The sequence below is a fragment of the Streptomyces krungchingensis genome (assembly GCF_054729265.1).
On the sequence record NZ_JBPUKY010000001.1, the window covers coordinates 3,376,284 to 3,391,288 of the forward strand.

The following is a 15,005-nucleotide window of genomic DNA, read 5'->3' on the forward strand; positions in this document are numbered from 1 at the left end:
CCCTCTCCCAGTGGCCGCTACGCAGTGTGTCGTACGCGGGTGCGACCGGTCTAGGCCTGCTGTGGGTGGTGCAGACCCAGATTCTCGTAGATTTCCAGCGTCGCCGTGGAGTTGTTCAGCGTAATGAAGTGCAGTCCGGGGACTCCCTCGGCCAGCAGCCTCGCGCAGAACTCCGTTGCGAAGTCGATGCCAATGGAGCGTACAGCCGCCGGATCGTCTTTGGCTGTGAGGATCCGCTCTTTCAGGGCGTCCGGGAATACGGCGTTGCTGAGCTTCGGGAGCCGCTCCAGCATCTTCACACTCGTGACCGGCATGACCTCGGGAATGACCGGAGTCGCGCAGCCCGCCTCGGCCACGCGGTCGCGCAGACGCAGATACGACTCCGGGTGGAAGAACATCTGCGTGATGGCGTAGTCGGCGCCGGCGCGGCACTTGTCGACGAAGTGGCCGACGTCCAGGTCCCAGTCCCTGGACCGCGGGTGCATCTCCGGGAAGGCCGCGACGCCTACGCAGAAGTCCCCCGACTCCTTGATGAGCCGGACGAGTTCGGCCGCGTAGGTCAGGCCCTTGGGGTGCGGCACCCACTCCCCCATGGGGTCGCCCGGCGGGTCGCCCCGCACGGCGAGCATGTTGCGGATCCCGGCGTCGGCGTACTGGCCGATGATGTTGCGCAGTTCGGCGACGGAGTGGTTGACGGCGGTGAGGTGGGCGACCGGGGTGAGCGTCGTGTCGACGACGATCTGCTGGGTCTCCTTGACGGTGCCCGCACGCGTGGAGCCGCCCGCCCCGTAGGTCACGGAGACGAAGTCGGGCGCGACGGCCTCGACCCGGCGGAGCGCGTTCCACAGGTTCCGCTCGCCCTTGGGAGTCTTCGGCGCGGAGAACTCGAACGAGTACGTCGTCTTGCCGGTCGCGAGCATGTCGCGCACGGTGCGTGCGCGATCAGTCCTGGTGGAGGCAGATCCGAGGGCCATACGGGCAGGTTAGCCAGGGGGCGCCGGTCCCCCAACCGGACCGACGCAAATTGTCCGATCTGTCGATTTCTTGTCCACCCCTCGGACAGATCCCGCGGACAGCGCCCCGGACCGTGCCGCGAACGGGACGCGGAACGGCTCCCCGGCACGGACGGAACGCAGGACGGGATCCCGGCGGTGCCGGGACGCCGGACGGCGTCCTGCCGGACGCTCGCGCCTACGCGCCGCGCAGTCGCTTCGCGAACTCCCCCGCCGCCGCGCCCGGGTCGTTCGCCTCGGTGATCGCCCGGACCACGACGACCCGGCGAGCGCCCGCGTCGAGCACCTCGTCGAGGTTGCCGAGGTCGATGCCGCCGATGGCGAACCAGGGGCGGTCGGTGCCCAGCGCCGCCGTGTGCCTGACCAGGTCGAGGCCGGGTGCGTGGCGGCCGGGCTTGGTGGGCGTCGGCCAGCACGGGCCGGTGCAGAAGTAGTCCACGCCTTCCTGGACGGCGGCGGCCGAGGCCTCGGACTCGGCGTGCGTGGAACGGCCTATCAGCACGTCATCACCGAGGACGGCGCGGGCCGCCGGGACCGGGAGGTCGCCCTGCCCCAGATGGAGCACGTCCGCGCGGGCGGCGTGGGCCACGTCGGCCCGGTCGTTGACCGCGAGGAGCTTTCCGTGCCGGGCGCAGGCTTCCGCGAAGACCTGGAGGTGCTCCAGTTCCTCGGCCGCCTCCATGCCCTTGTCACGCAGCTGCACGATGTCGACGCCGCCCGACAGGGCTGCGTCGAGGAACTCGGCGAGGTCGCCCTGGCGCTTGCGGGCGTCCGTGCAGAGGTAGAGACGGGCGTCGGCGAGCTGGGCGCGCGCGGTGGTCGCGGCGTTCTCGGGCATGCGTGTGTCCCCCGTGGTCGGTGCGTACGGACCACGGGGGCCAGGGGCTGGCGCTCCGCGGTCCGTACGCCGGACGGTCGGTTCAGGTCAGACGGCGAGCGCCTGGGCGCGGCGCTTCACCTCCGTGCCGCGATTCTCGCTCAGAGCCTGCGCGGGGGTGCCCGGCAGGGTCGGGTCGGGGGTGAAGAGCCACTCCAGCATCTCTTCGTCGGTGAAGCCGTCGTCCCGCAGCAGCGTCAGGGTGCCGGACAGGCCCTTGACCACTTTGTCCCCGTCGATGAAGGCGGCGGGGACGTGCAGCGCGCGGTTCTCACCACGGCGTACGGCGATCAGCTGGCCCTCCTTGACCAGCTGCCGCACGCGGGTCACCTCGACGCCGAGCTGTTCGGCGATGTCGGGGAGGGTGAGCCAGGCGGGGACGAGAGCATCGATCTTTGCGTCAATCTCGGTCACGGGACAAGCCTGCCATCCCGGACTGACACTCGGTACCCGGGCCACCGTCCGGGCGCGCGCCGCGTCCGGCTCCGTCGGGGCTCCGCGCACGCCGTTGCGCCCCGGGCTCCCAAGCCCGCGGCACCCCCGGGGACCCGCCGCGCGCCGGGTGTCGCCCTGCGTCCGGCCACTCCGCCGGAAGGCCGAAGCGCGGCCGCCGTGCCCCAGGACCTCCGCCCCGGTGCCTCGCCGCGGCGCCTCCGCCCCAGTGCTTCCGCCGGCCCCCGGTGCGGCCGCCCGGCTAGACGGTCGCCGACTTCAGGGGCCTCGCCGGATCCGCCAGGAGCTCCGGACTCATCTCGGCGCCCGCCTCGATCAGCCTGCGGCCCTGGGCGAGATCCCTCGGGCGGCCCACCGCCAGGAGGGCCACCAGGCGGGTGTCGCGGAGCCAGCAGACCGTCCACGCGGCGCCGGACGGGTCGCCGCGCCAGACGGTCGTGTCGTCGGGGGCGTGGTGCCCGACGTACTGGACGAAGCGGCCGAACTGCTCGGACCAGAAGTACGGGACCGGGTCATAAGCGGCGGGGGCCTCGCCGATGATGTTCGCGGCGACCGTGCGCGGGCCCTGGAGGGCGTTGTCCCAGTGGTGGACCAGGAGGCGGTCCTCGTACCGGCCCGACGGGAAGGAGGCGCAGTCGCCGACCGCGTAGACGTCCGGCAGGGAGGTGCGCAGGTGGTCGTCGGCCACGATCTCGCGATGGGCGCCCAGCTCGATGCCGGAGCCGGCCAGCCACGCGGTGGCCGGACGGGCGCCGACTCCGACGACCACGGCGTCCGCGGGCACCCGGGAGCCGTCGTCCAGCACCACGGCACCGGGCTCGACACGCTCCACGCGCGCGTGGGTACGCAGCTCGGCTCCGCTGTCCGCGTACCAGGCGGCCATCGGCGCGGCCACCTCGGCGGGCAGCGCCCCGGCGAGGGGGCGGTCGGCGGCCTCGACGACCGTCACCGTGCAGCCGGCCTCGCGTGCCGCCGTGGCGAACTCGGCGCCGATCCAGCCGGCCCCGACGACCACGATGTCGTGCTGCCGGGCGAGGACGGGACGCAGCCGTTCCGCGTCGTCGAGGGTGCGCAGCAGATGGACGCCGGGCACCCCTTCGGCGCCGGGCAACCGGATCGGTTCGGCGCCGGTCGCGATGACCAGCACGTCGTACCGGACCGGCCCCGCCTCGGTGTCCAGCTCATGGTCGGCCGGGCGGACGCCGAGCGCCTCGCAGCCGAGCCGGAGGTCGATGTCCAGCGCCTCGAAGTCGACGTCGAAGGCCGAACCCTCGGACTTGCCGAGCAGCACGGCCTTGGACAGCGGCGGCCGGTCGTACGGCTGATGGGGCTCCGCGCCGATGAGGGTGACGGTGCCGGTGAAGCCCTGTTCGCGCAGGGCGACCGCGGTCTGGACACCGGCCATGCCCGCGCCCACGACGACGACCCGCCGCTTCGTGCGCTCCTGCGCCTGCGTCTGCTCGCTCACCTGATCACCATAGACACCTGACAATTCGTCAGTCAGCGGACGTGCTCAGTGAGCTGTTCCACACCTGCTCGTCCGCCGCCGGCGAATGCTCCACCCGGGCGACCTCCTCCACCGTGCTCGTCCCGCTGCCCGCCCGCGATTCCCACTCCCAGGTCTCCTCCAGGCGCAGCCGCCCGTCGGGCAGCTCCACCACGCGGGAGACGCAGTGGCCCGACGAGGTGTCGCCGGCACGCCCCAGCTGCACGTACCGGAAGTCGAGGCGGTCACCTTCACGGGTACCCACGAGGCGGCCGCGTACCACGTCGCCGCCCTCGTACTCGGCCCAGATCTCCCCGTTCCTCTCGTGGTAGACGAACCGGGTCCGGGTGCCCACCTGGCCGGGCGCCTGGTCGGCGACAGGGGCGAGGACGACGCCGTCGAGCGATCGGGCCATGGGCGGAGGCTCCCTTACTGAGACATGTGACGGCGGGCTAGGGTGGCCAACGTAAAGCACTCGCGGGAGCCCGGACGCACCGGGCTGAGAGGGAGGCTGGGCGGCCTCCGACCGTACGAACCTGATCCGGGTCATGCCGGCGAAGGGAGGGGCTGGACGCCCATGTCGTCACGAACGCCCGACGTCCTCGTCATCGGGGGCGGGATCATCGGCCTGGTCACGGCCTGGCGGGCCGCGCAACGCGGGATGGCCACCGCGATCGTGGACCCCGAGCCCGGCGGCGGGGCCGCTCAGGTCGCGGCCGGGATGCTCGCCGCCGTCACCGAACTGCACTACGGCGAACAGACCCTGCTGGGCCTCAACCTGGCCTCGGCACGCCGCTATCCGGACTTCGCCGCCGAACTCACCGAGGCGACCGGCCAGGAGCTGGGGTACCGCCGGTGCGGCACGCTGGCCGTCGCCCTGGACGCCGACGACCGTGCCCATCTGCGCGAACTGCACGCCCTGCAACGCCGGTCGGGGCTGGAGTCGGAGTGGCTGAGCGGCCGTGAGTGCCGCCGTCTGGAGCCGATGCTCGCGCCCGGCGTGCGCGGCGGCCTGCGGGTCGACGGCGACCACCAGATCGACCCCCGCCGGCTCGCCGGCGCCCTGGTCACGGCCTGCGAGCGGGCCGACGTGGTGTTCCACCGCACGTGGGCGGAGCGCCTGCGGGTCGAGGGCGGCAGGGCCGTGGGGGCCGTGACCACGGACGGCAGCGAACTGTCCGCGGGCCAGGTGGTGCTCGCCGCGGGGAGCCTGAGCGGGCGCCTGGCGGGCGTACCCGACGATGTGCTGCCGCCGGTGCGCCCCGTGAAGGGGCAGGTGCTGCGGCTGACGGTGCCGAAGCGGTACGCGCCGTTCCTGAGCCGCACGGTCCGTGCGGTCGTCCGGGGCAGCCAGGTCTATCTGGTGCCGCGGGAGAGCGGCGAGCTCGTCGTGGGCGCGACCAGTGAGGAGCTGGGCTGGGACACGACGGTGACCGCGGGCGGTGTCTACGAGCTGTTGCGCGACGCGCACGAGCTGGTGCCCGGCATCACCGAACTGCCGCTCACCGAGACGCGCGCCGGGCTGCGCCCCGGCTCGCCGGACAACGCGCCGCTGATCGGCCCGACCGGGCTGGACGGCCTCCTGCTGGCCACCGGCCACTACCGCAACGGCGTGCTGCTCACCCCGGTCACCGGTGACGCCATGGCGCACGTCCTGACCACGGGCGAACTTCCCGACGCGGCACGCCCCTTCACCCCGCGGCGCTTCGCCGCCGCCCTCACGGAGCAGCCCGCATGAACATCTTCGTCAACGGCGAGCGGCGGCACATCGCCGCGGGGACCGCTCTCGACGCGCTCGTCGCCACGCTCACCGCCGCCCCCTCCGGGGTGGCGGCCGCGCTCAACGAAACGGTCGTCCCGCGCACGCAGTGGCCGGTCACGCCACTGACCGAGGGAGACCGCGTCGAGGTCCTCACCGCCGTCCAGGGAGGCTGACCCATGGCCGACGATCCCCTGGTCCTCGGTGGTACGTCCTTCTCGTCCCGGCTGATCATGGGGACGGGCGGGGCGCCCAGCCTCGACGTCCTGGAGCGCTCGCTCGTGGCGTCCGGCACGGAACTGACGACCGTCGCGATGCGGCGTGTGGACGCGTCCGTGCACGGCTCCGTGCTGTCCGTGCTCGACCGGCTCGGCATTCGCGTACTGCCGAACACGGCGGGCTGCTTCACCGCGGGCGAGGCCGTGCTGACCGCCCGCCTCGCGCGCGAGGCGCTCGGCACGGACCTGGTCAAGCTGGAGGTCATCGCCGACGAGCGCACGCTTCTGCCCGACCCGATCGAGCTGCTGGACGCCGCGGAGACCCTGGTCGACGACGGGTTCACCGTGCTCCCGTACACGAACGACGACCCCGTGCTCGCGCGGAAGCTGGAGGACGTCGGCTGCGCCGCGATCATGCCGCTCGGCTCGCCGATCGGCTCCGGGCTCGGCATCCGCAATCCGCACAACTTCCAGTTGATCACCGAGCACGCGCGCGTGCCGGTCATCCTGGACGCGGGCGCCGGGACCGCCTCCGACGCGGCGCTCGCCATGGAGCTGGGGTGCGCGGGTGTGATGCTCGCCTCGGCCGTGACGCGGGCGCAGGAGCCGGTACTGATGGCGGAGGGGATGCGGCACGCGGTGGAGGCGGGACGCCTCGCCTTCCGTGCCGGCCGTATCCCGCGCCGTCACTTCGCCGAGGCGTCGTCCCCCACGGAGGGCATGGCACGACTGGATCCCGAGCGTCCGGCCTTCTGACGGAACGGCCCTTCGTTCGGATACCCCCGCCCCGTACCGGACGTCTGTGCGAGAGCGGTGCGCGCTTGCGTACGCCGCGCGTCACAGCTCGGCTGCAGTCCCGCCCCGGTATCGGCCGAACGGGTCGTCGTGACAGTGGCGGCTCGTACACTCACCTGCGTGGATACGACCCTTCACGACCCGCTTGTCGGGCAGGTGCTCGACGGCCGCTACCGCGTCGAGGCGCGGATCGCGGTCGGCGGGATGGCCACGGTCTACCGAGCCCTGGACACCCGCCTCGACCGCGTGCTCGCGCTCAAGGTGATGCACCCGACGCTGGCCGCCGACGGCTCGTTCGTCGAACGGTTCATCCGCGAGGCCAAGTCGGTGGCGCGGCTCGCGCACCCCAATGTGGTGCAGGTCTTCGACCAGGGGGCGGACGGGTCGTACGTCTACCTGGCGATGGAGTACGTCGCCGGCTGCACCCTGCGCGACGTGCTGCGCGACCGGGGCGCGCTCCAGCCGCGGGCGGCGCTGGACATCCTGGAGCCGGTGCTCGCCGCGCTCGGCGCCGCGCACCGGGCCGGGTTCGTGCACCGCGACATGAAGCCGGAGAACGTCCTCATAGGGGACGACGGCCGGGTCAAGGTGGCGGACTTCGGCCTGGTCCGGGCCGTGGACACGGTGACGAACACGACGGGCACGGTCCTCGGCACCGTGTCGTACCTCGCTCCCGAGCAGATCGAGCACGGCACGGCCGACACCCGCGTCGACGTCTACGCCTGCGGCGTCGTCCTGTACGAGATGCTCACCGGCGCCAAGCCGCACTCCGGGGACTCGCCCGCCCAGGTGCTCTACCAGCACCTGCACGCGGACGTGCCGCCGCCGTCGGGCCTGGTCCCCGGCATGGCGTACGCGCTGGACGACCTCGTCGCCACGGCGACCGCCCGCAACCCCGAGGTGCGCCCGCACGACGCGGTGGCGCTGCTCGGCCAGGTCCTGGAGGTGCGGGCGGGGCTCACCGCCGAGCAGCTCGACGCCGTGCCGCCGGGCGCCCTCGCGGTGGGCCGTGACATCGCCGAGGACCGTACGAGCGTGATCCCGCGCTCGCTGTCCGTGCCCCGGCCGCTGCCGGTGAACGAACCCGACACGGACGGCGCGGTCGCGCACACCAGCCGGTTCGAGCGGACCACCCGGTTCGCCTCCGAGCCGCCGCTGCCGCGGCGCGGACCTGCCCGGCCCCGGCGCGGGATGCTCGCCGTCGTCGCCGCCGTCGTGCTGGTGCTGGGCCTCGGCACCGGCATCTGGTACATCAACTCGGGCCAGTTCACCAAGGTCCCGCCGGTCCTCTCGAAGAGCGAGCAGGACGCCAGGGCCCAGCTGGAGAAGGCCGGGCTCGACGTGAAGTCGGTCAAGCACGCGTTCAGCGACACCGTGAAGCGCGGCAGTGTGATCGGCACCGACCCGGCCGTCGGCGCCCGGATCCGCGCGAACGACTCCGTGACGCTGACCGTCTCCGACGGGCCCGAGACCGTGAAGGTGCCCGACCTGAAGGGCTTCGCCCTGTTCAAGGCGAAGGACGTGCTGAAGGACAAGGGTCTCGCCGCGGGCATGGTCAACCGCGAGTTCAGCGAGGACGTCGCCAAGGGCTTCGTGATCCGTACGGACCCGCAGGCGGGCACCGAGCGGCACGCGGGTTCGGCCATCGCGATCACCGTCAGCAAGGGCAGCCCGGTGGAGGTGCCCGAGGTCACGGGCTCGTCCGTCGAGGACGCCACCGCCGAGCTGGAGGACTCCGGTCTGAAGGTGAAGATCGCCACCAAGCGCGTCACCTCGGAGTTCGACAAGGGCCAGGTCGCCGAGCAGTCGCCGGCCGCGGGCCGCGAGGCCGCCTCCGGCGACACGGTGACCCTGACGATCTCCAAGGGCCCCGAGATGGTCGAGGTCCCCGACGTGGTGGGCGACAGTGTCGACGACGCCCATCAGAAGCTCGAGGACGCCGGGTTCAAGGTCGACGAGGACCGCGGGCTGCTCGGGCTGTTCGGCGACAAGGTCAAGAGCCAGTCGGTGGAGGGCGGGGAGACCGCGCCCAAGGGGTCGACGATCACCATCGAGATCCGCTGAGTGAGGCCCGCGGCTCTGCCGCGGGCCGTCGCGACCCCGTCGCGATCCGCCGACGGAGCCCTCGGCGGCCCATGACACCCTGAAGGGTGTGACCAGCAAGCAGCTCCGCAACCCCGTCGGCGGCCATGTCCCGGTGGCCGGCGGCCTCCACTCCGTCGGCCTGTCCTACGCACGCGACCTCGCGGCCGAGACCGTCCAGGTCTTCGTCGCCAACCCGCGCGGCTGGGCCACGCCCGCGGGAAACCCCCGGCAGGACGAGGCCTTCCGCGCCGCGTGCGCAGCCGAGTCGATCCCCGCGTACGTCCACGCCCCGTATCTGATCAACTTCGGTTCGCACACCGAGGCGACGGTGGAGAGGTCGGTGGAGTCCCTGCGGCACTCGCTGCGCCGGGCCCGGGAGATAGGTGCTCTCGGCGTGGTGGTGCACACCGGCAGCGCCACGGGCGGCAGGGAGCGTTCCGTCGCCCTCGCGCAGGTCCGTGAGCACATGCTGCCCCTGCTGGACGAGCTGACCCACGCCGACGACCCGTTCCTCCTCCTGGAGTCGACGGCCGGGCAGGGCGCCTCGCTCTGCTCCCGCACCTGGGACTTCGGGCCGTACTTCGAGGCGCTCGACGCCCATCCCAAGCTGGGCGTGTGTCTCGACACCTGTCACATCTTCGCGGCGGGCCACGACCTGACCGGGCCGAGCGGCATGCACCAGACGCTCGATCTGCTGGTCGGCACGGTCGGCGAGGGACGGCTGAAGCTGATCCACGCCAACGACTCCAAGGACGTGGTCGGCGCGCACAAGGACCGCCACGAGAACATCGGCTCCGGACACATCGGCGAGGACCCGTTCCGCGCCCTGATGACCCACCCCGCCACGGCGGGCGTGCCTCTGGTCATCGAGACGCCCGGCGGCAAGGAAGGGCATGCGGCGGACGTGGAGCGGCTGAAGAAACTCCGGGATTCATAACCCGTTGAGGAATACCCCCAGGGGGTATACGGTTCCTTCTGCGCACAGGGACCGTCATCCGGCATGGGGGCACGCATGGAACACAACACGCACGCACGGCACGAGCACCACGGGGCCCAGCAGGACCAGCACGAGCACCACGAGCACCACGAGCACCAGGGACACGAGGAGCACCGGGGGCACGCGGGCCACGGCGGCCACCAGGGCGGGGCGAGCTGGTCCATGGCCGCGCAGGCCACCCTGCACTGCCTCACCGGGTGCGCCATCGGCGAGATCCTCGGCATGGTGATCGGCACGGCGCTCGGCTGGGGCAATGTGCCGACGATGGTCCTGGCGATCGTGCTCGCGTTCTTCTTCGGCTACTCGCTCACGCTGCGCGGCGTCCTGCGGGCGGGCGTCGACTTCCGGACCGCCTTCCGGGTGGCGCTGGCGGCCGACACGCTGTCCATCGCCGTGATGGAGCTGATCGACAACGGCGTGATCGTGCTGTGGCCGGACGCCATGGACGCGGGCCTGGCCGACGCCCTGTTCTGGATCTCGCTGGCCATCTCGCTGGTGATCGCCTTCGTGGTCACCACTCCGGTCAACAAGTGGACGATCGGCCGCGGCAAGGGGCACGCGGTGGTCCACCGGTACCACCACTGAGGGGCCGCCGGTCAGCGGCCGGCCGCCGTCACGGGAGTCAGAGCTCGGGGCCGTCCCCGGGCTCCTCCTGGTAGGAGTAGCGCTGCTCCCGCCACGGGTCGCCGATGTTGTGGTAGCCGCGCTCCTCCCAGAAGCCACGGCGGTCGGCGGTCATGTACTCCACGCCGCGAACCCACTTGGGCCCCTTCCAGGCGTACAGGTGCGGGACGACGAGGCGGAGCGGGAAGCCGTGCTCCGCCGTCAGCAGCTCACCGTCCTTGTGCGTGGCGAAGATCGTGCGGTCGGACGCGAAGTCCGACAGACGGAGGTTCGAGCTGAAGCCGTACTCGGCCCAGACCATCACATGGGTGACCGACGGTGCGGGCGGGGCGATGTCCAGGATCGTCCGGGCCGGGATGCCGCCCCACTCGGCCCCGAGCATGCTGAACTTCGTGACGCAGTGCAGATCGGCCACGACCGAGGCGTACGGCAGGGCCGTGAACTCCTCGTGGGTCCAGCAGTGCTTCTCCCCGTCGGCGGTGGCGCCGAAGACCCTGAACTCCCAGCGCTCGGGACGGAACTTGGGTACGGGCCCGTAGTGCGTGACCGGCCAGCCGCGCTGAAGTCGCTGCCCCGGCGGAAGCTCCGGCTGTGCCGCTTCTCCAGATTCTCTCTCCACCGGCTGACCCATGACTCCATCCTGACAGACCCGGGACAGTGCACATGACCAGCCCCGTCCCGAATCGGGCAACTCCTACTAAGCGTGCACTTACTGGACGGTTCACTGCGCCGATGCGAGGATGCGGCGCAACCTGCCCAGTCCCCGCTTGGAAGGAGCCTCTGCGATGCAGGGCGACCCCGAGGTCATCGAATTCCTCAACGAGCAGCTGACCGGCGAGCTCACCGCGATCAACCAGTACTTCCTGCACGCGAAGATGCAGGAGAACTTCGGCTGGACGAAGCTCGCCAAGTACACGCGGCACGAGTCGTTCGACGAGATGAAGCACGCCGAGGTGCTCACCGACCGGATCCTCTTCCTGGAGGGCCTGCCGAACTACCAGCGCCTGTTCCATGTCCGGGTGGGACAGACCCTCACCGAGATGTTCCAGGCGGACCGGCAGGTGGAGGTCGAGGCGATCGACCGTCTCAAGCGCGGGATCGAGGTGATGCGCACGAAGGGCGACATCACGTCGGCGAACATCTTCGAGTCGATCCTGGCGGACGAGGAGCACCACATCGACTACCTGGACACCCAGCTCGAACTGATCGAGAAGCTCGGCGAGGCGCTGTACATCGCGCAGTTGATCGAGCAGCCGGAGAGCTGATCCGGCGACAGACGCGTCAGGCGGCCTCGGCCGCCGCCGCAGTCAGCGCCGCCACGGTCAGCGCCGCCGTGGCGGGCATGGCCGTCGCGGGCATCGCCACGGGCGCGGGCACCGGGGCGTCCACGAGGTCCGACAGGACCGGCTTGCCCTCGTCCGCGAGCTCACGACGCGGGCACGCGCCACGGCCCAGCAGGGCCTGGATACGGCGGACGCACGAACCGCAGTCCGTGCCCGCCTTGCATGCCGACGCTATCTGGCGGGGGGTGCAGGCACCCTCTTCCGCGTGCTTCTTTACCTGCGCCTCGGTGACACCGAAGCAGCTGCAGACGAACACGCGGTCCACCTCCCGTCGGGGTTTCAGGGTCGTGCCGTACCGATGGAGCGGATTCCCGATTGATCGGTGAGGCTAACCTAACCTTACCCGGCTCCCAGGGGCCGCAAAAGTGCGGTGGGGCGCGGATCGTATGTGATCCACGCCCCACTTCACCTGCTGGTAACAGCCGGACCTGTCGGCGGTCCGTTACTGGTCGCGGTACATCTCGGCGACGAGGAAGGCCAGGTCGAGGGACTGGCTGCGGTTCAGGCGGGGGTCGCAGGCCGTCTCGTAGCGCTGGTGCAGGTCGTCGACGAAGATCTCGTCGCCGCCGCCCACGCACTCGGTGACGTCGTCACCGGTGAGCTCGACATGGATGCCGCCCGGGTGCGTACCGAGGGCCTTGTGGACCTCGAAGAAGCCCTTGACCTCGTCGAGCACGTCGTCGAAGCGGCGGGTCTTGTGGCCCGAGGCCGCCTCGAAGGTGTTGCCGTGCATCGGGTCGGTCACCCAGGCCACCGTCGCACCGGACGCGGTGACCTTCTCGACCAGCTCGGGCAGCTTGTCGCGGACCTTGTCCGCGCCCATCCGCACGATGAAGGTGAGACGGCCCGGCTCACGCTCCGGGTCGAGGCGCTCGATGTACTGCAGCGCGTCCTCGGCCGTCGTCGTCGGGCCCAGCTTGATGCCGATCGGGTTGCGGATCTTCGAGGCGAACTCGATGTGCGCGCCGTCCAGCTGCCGGGTGCGCTCACCGATCCACACCATGTGGCCCGAGACGTCGTACAGCTGTCCCGTACGCGAGTCGACCCTGGTCAGCGCCGATTCGTAGTCGAGCAGCAGCGCCTCGTGCGAGGAGAAGAACTCGACGGTCTTGAACTCCTCCGGGTCGGTGCCGCAGGCCCGCATGAAGTTCAGCGCGTTGTCGATCTCGCGCGCCAGCTGCTCGTAGCGCTGGCCCGAGGGCGACGACTTCACGAAGTCCTGGTTCCAGGCGTGCACCTGGCGCAGGTCGGCGTAACCACCGGTGGTGAAGGCGCGCACCAGGTTGAGCGTGGAGGCGGACGCGTTGTACATCCGCTTCAGGCGCTCGGGGTCCGGGACGCGGGCCTTCTCGTTGAAGTCGAAGCCGTTGACCGAGTCGCCCCGGTAGGTCGGCAGGGTCACGCCGTCGCGGGTCTCGGTGCCCTTTGAGCGCGGCTTGGAGTACTGGCCGGCGATGCGGCCGACCTTCACCACCGGCACCGAGGCGGCGTACGTCAGCACGGCGCCCATCTGGAGCAGGGTCTTGAGCTTGCTGCGGATGTGGTCGGCGGACACGGCGTCGAAGGCCTCGGCGCAGTCGCCGCCCTGAAGGAGGAACGCCTCGCCCTTGGCGACGGCTCCCATCCGGGCGCGCAGCTGGTCGCACTCGCCCGCGAAGACGAGCGGCGGATACGACTCGAGGTCCGCGATCACATCGCGCAGAGCCTCGGCATCGGGGTACTCGGGCTGCTGCGCCGCGGGCAGGTTTCGCCAGGTGTTGCCAGCGCTCGCGCTGGACTTAGCGTTCACGGTCACCCTCCCAACACTACGGGGTCGTGTCGGGCGTCCATTCACGTGCTCATCAATTGAGACGGTGCACGCTCGATCGGGACGCCTCGGGCGGCCGGCGCGACGAGGTCGCCCGGCCGCCCGGAACCGCTGCTCTCCGGGGTCGTCGGCCGGTCAGTCCACGTCGAGCCGGTCGCGGTCGATGGAGATCTTCACGCCACCGTGGGTCTCGGTCGTGTCGCCGGCGTACTGGTGGATGCGCTGGTGCTCGTTCCACAGGTCGGCGGGGACCGCCGGGTCGGCGGTGGTCGCCTGGTTGTTCCAGCGGGCGAAGTGGATCACGTCGGGCAGGGTCACGTCCTTGCGGTTCTTCACGAGGTCGGCGACCAGGGACGAGGTGTTGCCGTACGCGCCCGCCCGGTAGCCGAGCTCGTGCAGCCGCTCGGTGTAGGCGTCGACGTAGCCGAGGACCTGGTCGGTCACGGTGCCGCCGGGCTCGTAGTTCTCCAGGTCGCTGTAGATCACCGAGCCCTTGCCGAAGCCGAGCGCGGCGGCCTGCCGGGCCGCGTCGTCGGCGGCCGCGGTGCCCTGCGACACCGGGCTGGTGATGGCCGCGCAGTCGCCCTGGCAGCTGCCGCCGTCGGAGGAGGGCTGGCGGCCGACGTACAGCGGGAAGAACCGCCAGCCCTTCGTGTACTGCGTCCGCACCCATGCGGCGGTGAGGTTCGTCTGCGAGCAGGCCCGGTTGATCCCGCCGACGTAGATGCCGATGGCGCCGTAGTCGGAGTGCTCCCGCCAGGCGTCCATGGCGTCCTGGCCGGGCGCGGTGCAGGCGTCGAAGCCCTCGCCCCGGAAGGAGGTCGCGTCGTCGGGCAGCGTGGCCACGGCGGGCGTCCCGGACGGCTGCTCGTCCTGGGCGGCTGCGACGGGCAGGCCCGCGCTGCGCAGGACGTCCTGGATGCGGCTGCGGTCGTAGCCGTAGGCGGCGGTCACCGCGATCCGGTCGGCGGTCGCCCGGTAGGTGCGCGCCACGCGGTTCTCGGTGACGGCGCTGCCCGTGACGGCTGCGGACGCCGGCTGGATCAGGAGCGCTTCGGTGCGCCCCCTGGCCTGGGCCGGGCAGTCCTGCCGGCTGCCCGGGGTGCCGAGGTACACGGCGTGCCGGTCGAACCGGACGCAGGTATCCGGATGTTTCTCCAGGTCCACGACCTGCCAGGAGGCGGGGACGGTGAACTCGTGGCCCCGGTAGGAGACCCGGGTGATGTCGTCCGAGTCGGTCGGCAGCGGGGCCGAGCGTGCGGCGCCGAGCGGTCCGGCGGCCAGGGCCGCGGCGGCGAGCACCAGAGTGAGAGCGCGGGCGCTCCTTCGGCGGGACTGGGGTGAACGGGCGGCGTGGATGGCTCTCTCCTCCGGTCGGGTCGGTGTGTCCTGGCCATCCATGGCCGCTGGCCGCGCTGTCCGAACGCCGCGCGGGAACGGTTCACGCTGTTGCCCGACCGTCGGCGTCGGGTAGGGTTCGGCGCATGTTCGTGCACTCGATCCAGAACTGGTGGTGGACCGCTCATCCGGCGGCCCACTGACTGCGCG

The 15,005-nt window shown here is 71.5% G+C and carries 17 protein-coding genes and 1 riboswitch; of the genes, 8 read left to right on the forward strand and 9 right to left on the reverse strand.

Annotated features, from left to right (window positions below):
* Nucleotides 1–50: 50 nt before the first annotated feature.
* The 5 genes from metF to ACSYGO_RS15055 form a co-directional block, all read right to left on the reverse strand.
* Nucleotides 51–974 (reverse strand): methylenetetrahydrofolate reductase [NAD(P)H], encoded by a 924-nt coding sequence (metF, locus tag ACSYGO_RS15035; RefSeq protein ID WP_426675863.1) that lies wholly within the window; start codon nt 972–974, stop codon nt 51–53.
* A gap of 217 nt (nt 975–1,191) precedes the next feature.
* On the reverse strand, nt 1,192–1,851 hold the full coding sequence (thiE, locus tag ACSYGO_RS15040) for a thiamine phosphate synthase (RefSeq protein WP_432173293.1): 660 nt from the start codon (nt 1,849–1,851) through the stop codon (nt 1,192–1,194).
* An 87-nt stretch (nt 1,852–1,938) separates the two neighbouring features.
* Nucleotides 1,939–2,304, reverse strand: a complete 366-nt coding sequence (locus ACSYGO_RS15045; RefSeq protein ID WP_028803215.1) for an Rv2175c family DNA-binding protein — start codon at nt 2,302–2,304, stop codon at nt 1,939–1,941.
* A gap of 280 nt (nt 2,305–2,584) precedes the next feature.
* Nucleotides 2,585–3,811 (reverse strand): NAD(P)/FAD-dependent oxidoreductase, encoded by a 1,227-nt coding sequence (locus ACSYGO_RS15050; RefSeq protein WP_426675861.1) that lies wholly within the window; start codon nt 3,809–3,811, stop codon nt 2,585–2,587.
* Between the two features lie 28 nt (nt 3,812–3,839).
* Nucleotides 3,840–4,244 carry a hypothetical protein gene (locus ACSYGO_RS15055; RefSeq protein ID WP_432173294.1) on the reverse strand — a complete coding sequence of 135 codons (405 nt, stop codon included), beginning with the start codon at nt 4,242–4,244 and terminating at the stop codon, nt 3,840–3,842.
* A gap of 52 nt (nt 4,245–4,296) precedes the next feature.
* Nucleotides 4,297–4,409, forward strand: a riboswitch (TPP riboswitch).
* Here ACSYGO_RS15055 and thiO point away from each other — a divergent pair.
* The 6 genes from thiO to ACSYGO_RS15085 all read left to right on the forward strand — a co-directional run bounded on the left by thiO (nt 4,407) and on the right by ACSYGO_RS15085 (nt 10,268).
* A complete protein-coding gene (thiO, locus tag ACSYGO_RS15060) occupies nt 4,407–5,567 on the forward strand; it encodes a glycine oxidase ThiO (RefSeq protein ID WP_460386852.1) in 1,161 nt (386 codons plus the stop codon). (Overlaps the previous riboswitch by 3 nt.)
* Nucleotides 5,564–5,764 (forward strand): sulfur carrier protein ThiS, encoded by a 201-nt coding sequence (gene thiS, locus ACSYGO_RS15065; RefSeq protein WP_426675858.1) that lies wholly within the window; start codon nt 5,564–5,566, stop codon nt 5,762–5,764. Before thiO ends, thiS begins: the two co-directional genes overlap by 4 nt.
* 3 nt (nt 5,765–5,767) lie before the next feature.
* A complete protein-coding gene (locus tag ACSYGO_RS15070; RefSeq protein WP_095933732.1) occupies nt 5,768–6,562 on the forward strand; it encodes a thiazole synthase in 795 nt (264 codons plus the stop codon).
* A 159-nt stretch (nt 6,563–6,721) separates the two neighbouring features.
* On the forward strand, nt 6,722–8,665 hold the full coding sequence (gene pknB, locus ACSYGO_RS15075; protein WP_426675856.1) for a Stk1 family PASTA domain-containing Ser/Thr kinase: 1,944 nt from the start codon (nt 6,722–6,724) through the stop codon (nt 8,663–8,665).
* 88 nt (nt 8,666–8,753) lie between these two features.
* Complete coding sequence (locus ACSYGO_RS15080) at nt 8,754–9,623, forward strand: deoxyribonuclease IV (protein WP_460386853.1); 870 nt, start codon at nt 8,754–8,756, stop codon at nt 9,621–9,623.
* Between the two features lie 75 nt (nt 9,624–9,698).
* Nucleotides 9,699–10,268: a DUF4396 domain-containing protein gene (locus ACSYGO_RS15085; protein ID WP_432173297.1), complete on the forward strand. Its 570-nt coding sequence runs from the start codon at nt 9,699–9,701 to the stop codon at nt 10,266–10,268.
* Nucleotides 10,269–10,305: 37 nt separating this feature from the next.
* Here ACSYGO_RS15085 and ACSYGO_RS15090 read toward each other — a convergent pair whose 3' ends face one another.
* Nucleotides 10,306–10,938: a sulfite oxidase-like oxidoreductase gene (locus tag ACSYGO_RS15090; protein ID WP_426675853.1), complete on the reverse strand. Its 633-nt coding sequence runs from the start codon at nt 10,936–10,938 to the stop codon at nt 10,306–10,308.
* A 154-nt stretch (nt 10,939–11,092) separates the two neighbouring features.
* On the opposite strand from ACSYGO_RS15090, the gene bfr reads away from it, so the two are divergent.
* A complete protein-coding gene (bfr, locus tag ACSYGO_RS15095) occupies nt 11,093–11,572 on the forward strand; it encodes a bacterioferritin (RefSeq protein ID WP_095933737.1) in 480 nt (159 codons plus the stop codon).
* Between the two features lie 16 nt (nt 11,573–11,588).
* Here bfr and ACSYGO_RS15100 read toward each other — a convergent pair whose 3' ends face one another.
* The 3 genes from ACSYGO_RS15100 to ACSYGO_RS15110 form a co-directional block, all read right to left on the reverse strand.
* On the reverse strand, nt 11,589–11,906 hold the full coding sequence (locus tag ACSYGO_RS15100; RefSeq protein ID WP_426675852.1) for a (2Fe-2S)-binding protein: 318 nt from the start codon (nt 11,904–11,906) through the stop codon (nt 11,589–11,591).
* 186 nt (nt 11,907–12,092) lie between these two features.
* The gene (locus ACSYGO_RS15105; RefSeq protein WP_345643581.1) at nt 12,093–13,445 is read right to left on the reverse strand and encodes a class II 3-deoxy-7-phosphoheptulonate synthase; all 1,353 of its coding nucleotides are present in this window, start codon (nt 13,443–13,445) and stop codon (nt 12,093–12,095) included.
* Nucleotides 13,446–13,592: 147 nt separating this feature from the next.
* A complete protein-coding gene (locus ACSYGO_RS15110; RefSeq protein ID WP_426675851.1) occupies nt 13,593–14,759 on the reverse strand; it encodes a glycoside hydrolase domain-containing protein in 1,167 nt (388 codons plus the stop codon).
* A gap of 182 nt (nt 14,760–14,941) precedes the next feature.
* Here ACSYGO_RS15110 and ACSYGO_RS15115 point away from each other — a divergent pair, with 182 nt between their 5' ends.
* Complete coding sequence (locus tag ACSYGO_RS15115) at nt 14,942–14,998, forward strand: trp operon leader peptide (RefSeq protein WP_460389718.1); 57 nt, start codon at nt 14,942–14,944, stop codon at nt 14,996–14,998.
* Nucleotides 14,999–15,005 lie beyond the last annotated feature (7 nt).